The sequence below is a fragment of the Deltaproteobacteria bacterium genome (genome assembly GCA_030654105.1).
GTDB lineage: Bacteria > Desulfobacterota > SM23-61 > SM23-61 > SM23-61 > JAHJQK01.
The window spans coordinates 1-5,199 of record JAURYC010000351.1 but is presented as its reverse complement, the minus strand read 5'-3'; the positions used below and the strand labels follow the sequence as shown (position 1 = coordinate 5,199).

The window sequence follows — 5,199 nt, the reverse complement described above, 5'->3', positions numbered from 1 at the left end:
AAGGTATAATAATTATACTGTGGAATTCGAGTTCGATCCCAAGAAAAGCGACAGCAACAAGCAAAAACATGGGATTGACTTCTATGAGGCCCAAACCCTGTGGAGTGATCCCGATCTCATTGAAATACCCGTCAAAACCAGTGATGAGCCAAGATATTTGGTAATCGGCAAAATATCAGAAAAGCACTGGTCGGGAGTCATAACGTATCGGGGCGACAAGTTAAAGATTATCTCGGTAAGGCGGTCGCGAAAAGAGGAGGTTGAGATATATGAAGGCTCGTGAATTTGATAAGAAATTCGATGAAGGAGGGGATATTTCCAAATACCTTGATATATCAAAAGCAAGGAGACCTAAGCAGGAACAGAAACGGGTAAATGTAGATTTTCCTATGTGGATGATCCAATTGTTGGATAAAGAAGCAAAACGTTTGGGCGTACCTCGCCAATCCATCATCAAAGTCTGGGTTGCGGAGCGTCTTGAAAAGGCATCTTGACCATAAGGGCGAGGGAGCACGAACCTCGTCGCCCATCCTCAAAATCTTACCTTTAATTTTTTTCATTACGCGAATTCACCATTAAAATTGTTAGACCCCCACCCATCTTTCTTCCTTGAACCCGGGAAAGAGGGGGGAATTTTTTCTTGAAAGAAGGCCAAGATCAAGCCTATTATAGAAGAAGAAACTCAAGGGATTGATCGGAAAACTCCTTAAAAGAATAGAAAGAAAGGAAGCCATGAAAAAAGGACGCATCAAGGTGATGCAAGGAAACGAGGCCTGCGTGGAGGCGGCCATCCTGGCGGGCTGCCGCTTTTTCGCCGGCTACCCAATCACGCCGGCCAGCGAGATCCTGGAAGGGATGGCTCGGCGGCTGCCGCTGGTCGATGGCTTTTGCCTGCAGGCGGAGGATGAAATCGCGGCCATTGTCGCCGTTGTCGGGGCCTCCTGGGGCGGGGCTAAGGCGATGACCGCCACGAGCGGGCCCGGCTTCTGCCTCATGCAGGAGGGAGTCGGCCTGGCCGCCAGTGTTGAATCCCCGTGTGTCATCGTCAACGTACAGCGGGGGGGACCCGCTTCGGGCCAGTCCACCTCGACGGCCCAGGGGGATCTCTACCAGGCGCGCTACGGCTCCAATGGGGACTATTCCCTCATCACCCTCTGCCCTTCCACATCCCAGGAAATGTTCGACCATACGATCCGGGCCTTCAACCTGGCCGAACGGTTCCGGATTCCCGTCATTATCCTTTCGGATGAGGTTGTCGCCCACATCCGGGAGAAGGTGACCATCCCGGATCCGGACCAGTTGGAGATCGTCGAGCGGAAGAAGCCCACGGTCCCCATGGAAGAGTTTATCCCCTTCCAGGCGGGAGAGGATGACGTACCGCCTATGCCGGCCTTCAACACGGGCTATAAAATCCCCGTGATCTCCCAGGCCAAGAGCCTCTCCGGTAACCGGGGAAATGCCAAGGAAGCCGAGGTGTTCATCCACCGCATCACCCGCAAAGTGGACGCCCACATTGCCGAATTCGCCGATGTCCGCACCTATGGAGACGAGAAGGCGGAGACCGCCTTTGTTTCCTTTGGCTCCGTGTGCCGGTCGGCGCGGAGCGCCGTCGATATGGCCCGGGAAAAAGGCCTCGCGCTCCGGTCGGTTGAAGTGAAAACCATATGGCCGTTCCCCGACGATCTTCTCCGGAGTAAACTTACGGGAGCCAAGCGCATGGTCGTGGCGGAGATGAACCTCGGAATGCTCGTCAATGAGGTTCGGAGAGTCATCCGGCGGCCGGACATCCCGATTGAGTTGTTCTCTAAAATCGGGGGCATTTACCCGCAGCCGCAGGAGTTCCTGCGGTTCCTGGAGGAGAAACGATGAACCCACTCGGCGAAAAATACCTCAGGAAGAATTTTCTTCCTTTCCTCTTTTGTCCAGGCTGCGGCGACGGAATGATTGTCCAGGCCTTCCTGGAAGCCGTGGATGATTTGGGAATCATCAACGATCTGGCCCTGGCGGCCGGCATCGGCTGCAGCGCCTGGATCCCCGTTTACATCCACGCCGATGTCCTCAAGGTTCTTCACGGCCGCGCCATCCCCGCAGCCATCGGGCTGAAGGCCACTCGGCCTTCCCGTAAGGTCGTCGTCTTCACGGGAGACGGGGACGGTCTGGCCATCGGGGGGAACCACTTGCTCCACGCCGCCCGCCGGAACATCGACATCACCGTCGTCATGGTCAACAATCAAATCTATGCCATGACCGGGGGGCAGGTCGCTCCCAGCACGCCAGTGGGGTCCAGGACGCAAACCACCCCTTATGGCAACCTTGAGAAACCGCTGGACGGTTGCAAGGTGGCCATCGCGGCCGGGGCCACCATGGTCAGCCGCTGGTCCACGGCCCACCCCAAGGCGCTCAGTCGAACTTTTAAGAAAGCAATGAACCACAAAGGCTTTTCCTTTGTGGAGGTCATCTCCCAGTGCCCGGTGCAGACCGGGAGGTACATCCTGGGTTCCGGCGCCCCCCACTTCAACCTGCAGTGGATCAAGGACCACTGCGTGCCGGTCGAAGACCCTTCCAAAATAGGAGAGGTCGAGGCGCAGGGGAAGATTCCCGTGGGGGACTTCCTGCAAATTGAGAAGCCGGAATTCATGGAAGAAGTCCAGCGGATGAATCAGAAAGTGAAAGAGGCCCAGTCCAAAGGAGGAGAGCGTTGAAAGGCGCAGAACGAATTGAAATCGACCGCAGGTACTGCAAGGGCTGCATGCTCTGCAAGTACATTTGCAAGTACGAGGTGTTTGAGCCGGGACAGGAAAGGAGCGCTCTCGACTATCTCATGCCCCGGCCGGTGAAACTGGAGAACTGCCGGGTCTGCCGGCTCTGTGAGTCCCACTGCCCGGACATGGCCCTGTTTGTGGTCGCCAGAAAGAAAGGTGGGGAAAAAGAATGAGGAAAGAGATCATCTTCGCGGGCTTTGGCGGCCAGGGAATCATCCTTATGGGCGTAGTCCTGGCCCAAATGATGGAGAATTTTCCCGATCTGCAGGTGACTCAGGCCCAATCCTATGGGCCGGTTTCCCGCGGCGGGGCGTGCCGCACCGATGTGGTCATCTCCGACCAGGAGATCAATTTCCCCAAGAGCGCGCGCCCGGACCTGATGGTCTTCATGTCCGAGGAATCGGTGAAACGGTACCTCCAGGAGGGGAACCCGGAAAAGACCCTCGTGATCTACGACAGCACCCTGATCAAGTCGATTCCTGCCCCCTACAAGAAGACCTTTCCCGTCCCGGCGACCAAGGTCGCTGAGGAGGAGTTGAAAAGCCGGATCGTGGCCAACATGTTCATGCTGGGGGCGGTCATCGAGCTGATCACCCCGGGGAGCTTCCCTGTTCTGCAACAGGTCGTCAGGAAAAGCGTCCCTGCCAAAAGCGAAGCCGTCAATATGAAGGCCCTGGAAGCAGGCTACGAATATTACCGGACGCACTGCGCCGGGTAGGGATTTCATTGTTATTTCACTACCAATAAGTTGGTCAGCTCCGCTATGTCCTTGAGCTTATCCAGGTTATCGATCTTCTCCAGGACTTTTCTGACCTTCTCGGTTTTGAACGCTGTGCCAGCCAGCAGGCGAAATTTATCATAAATGTCATTCTCCGAACCCGGGTTCTCCGGCTCCCCCTTGGGGTCGAGAATCTCGGAGGTCAGTTTTCTCCCGTCGGTCAGGAAAATTTCCGCCCGAGCGCCCCGGTGATCGGGAACAAGCTTGTCCAGGTCAGGGTCAGGATAAACGTCTACTTTTTTCATCAGCGCCTGCACGGCCTGGTCGTTAAGGACTTTAGGCTTGAATTCTCCCAGACCAACTTTCCCGTAGAGAATGGCGACCGCCGCAGCGTAAGGCAGGCTCATCTTGCCAGTGATGGGGGTGGAAACCTGTTTCCCGTCGATCAGTTTGGCGGCGATGGTATAAGTGTAGACATTTACTTTCTCAATATCCTCAGGTCGAAGGGGAGTCTGACTGCGAATGTCCAGGATGGCATCAACAGGAGCATGGCTGTGCCGGCAGGAGGCGTAGTATTTCACGTAGGTGTTCATGATCTCATACTTTTCTCCCAATCCTTCCACCACTCTTTGGGGGTTGAAGGTGTCGGCAAAGGCTTTGTAGAAACCTCTCTTATCTTCCAGAATGTAGGCCGGGCCGGTGAAACCTGATTGGGCCAAATAGGCTGAGAGAATTCCGTTTTGGGCCGCCTTTCCTGCATGGAGGACCTTGGTCATGGTTCCATCAGCCATGAAAGCGAATAGGCCCGCAGCCTGAGACCCGGCAATACCTAATACGGAGATCATTTTCGCCTCGTTCAGCCGCAAAAGCCGTCCAGCCGCTGCCGCAGCTGCGAAAGTTCCACAGGTCCCGGTCGTGTGAAAACCGCGGTTGAAATGGGAAGGATTACCTCCGGCTCCAATTCGGCCGAAAATTTCATATCCAGCGACAATGGCAGAGATGATATCTTTCCCTTTCACCTTTTCCTTCTCAGCCAAAGCGAGCACAGCAGGGATGACTACCACTCCCGGATGGCCTTGAGCGAAGCGGTTGCCGTCATCCAGTTCCAGCACGTGGGACATGATGCCGTTGGCCATGGCCGCTTCCAGAACTCCGACCTTTCCTTTCCCCGTAAAGAGGGTAGATTCCTTGCGGGGGTTCAATTTTTCAGCCAATTTTTTAGCAATCAGAGCTTCCGGCATTTTAGATCCGGCCAAGGCTGCCCCGAGAGTATCCATCAAGCAATGCTTGGCTTTCAGGATAACTTCTCCCGGCAAGCTTCGGTATTTGAGGTGAACGATAAAGCTGGCCAATTTCCCAGTGAGGGTTTCCATTTGAGTTTCCTCCATTGAAGCATTCGTTGCCTTTAGCCTATCAAAAAGTTCTGAAGGAAGCAATGCACTTGGTTTTTTGATAACGGTGAAAGATTCTGTCTTGACAAATGAGTTGAGAAAAATGATGATAAGCTAAAAGAATTTCATTACTCCCAGTGGGAAAAAATTATTAACGAGACTTACCCTGGAGGATTTAATGGAAGATTTTCACCGCATCAAACGCCTTCCTCCTTATGTCTTTTCCATAGTTGACGACCTAAAGATGAAAGCCAGAAGACGAGGGGATGATATCATCGATTTGGGAATGGGGAACCCGGATTTGCCGACTCCTCCCCACATTGTAGAA

Annotated in this window: 8 protein-coding genes; 7 read left to right on the top strand and 1 reads right to left on the bottom strand. The window is 54.2% G+C overall.

All coding sequences use genetic code 11. The features are described 5' to 3' along the window. Positions 1-19: 19 nt before the first annotated feature. The 6 genes from Q7V48_15520 (at position 20) to Q7V48_15495 (ending at position 3,480) form a co-directional block, all read left to right on the top strand. Positions 20-283: a BrnT family toxin gene (locus Q7V48_15520; GenBank protein MDO9212132.1), complete on the top strand. Its 264-nt coding sequence runs from the start codon at positions 20-22 to the stop codon at positions 281-283. Continuing rightward, complete coding sequence (locus Q7V48_15515; GenBank protein ID MDO9212131.1) at positions 270-494, top strand: CopG family antitoxin; 225 nt, start codon at positions 270-272, stop codon at positions 492-494. The genes Q7V48_15520 and Q7V48_15515 overlap by 14 nt, the downstream gene beginning before the upstream one ends. 238 nt (positions 495-732) lie before the next feature. Continuing rightward, positions 733-1,869: a 2-oxoacid:acceptor oxidoreductase subunit alpha gene (locus Q7V48_15510; GenBank protein MDO9212130.1), complete on the top strand. Its 1,137-nt coding sequence runs from the start codon at positions 733-735 to the stop codon at positions 1,867-1,869. Next, complete coding sequence (locus Q7V48_15505) at positions 1,866-2,702, top strand: thiamine pyrophosphate-dependent enzyme (GenBank protein MDO9212129.1); 837 nt, start codon at positions 1,866-1,868, stop codon at positions 2,700-2,702. The genes Q7V48_15510 and Q7V48_15505 overlap by 4 nt, the downstream gene beginning before the upstream one ends. Next, positions 2,699-2,935, top strand: coding sequence for a 4Fe-4S dicluster domain-containing protein (locus tag Q7V48_15500; protein MDO9212128.1), 237 nt, complete (start codon positions 2,699-2,701; stop codon positions 2,933-2,935). The genes Q7V48_15505 and Q7V48_15500 overlap by 4 nt, the downstream gene beginning before the upstream one ends. Beyond that, positions 2,932-3,480, top strand: a complete 549-nt coding sequence (locus Q7V48_15495; GenBank protein MDO9212127.1) for a 2-oxoacid:acceptor oxidoreductase family protein — start codon at positions 2,932-2,934, stop codon at positions 3,478-3,480. The genes Q7V48_15500 and Q7V48_15495 overlap by 4 nt, the downstream gene beginning before the upstream one ends. 11 nt (positions 3,481-3,491) lie before the next feature. On the opposite strand, the gene Q7V48_15490 is transcribed toward Q7V48_15495, so the two are convergent. Then, positions 3,492-4,853: an MmgE/PrpD family protein gene (locus Q7V48_15490; GenBank protein MDO9212126.1), complete on the bottom strand. Its 1,362-nt coding sequence runs from the start codon at positions 4,851-4,853 to the stop codon at positions 3,492-3,494. A 196-nt stretch (positions 4,854-5,049) separates the two neighbouring features. Here Q7V48_15490 and Q7V48_15485 point away from each other — a divergent pair. Continuing rightward, a partial coding sequence (locus Q7V48_15485; GenBank protein ID MDO9212125.1) for an alanine transaminase occupies positions 5,050-5,199 on the top strand: 150 nt, incomplete at its 3' end.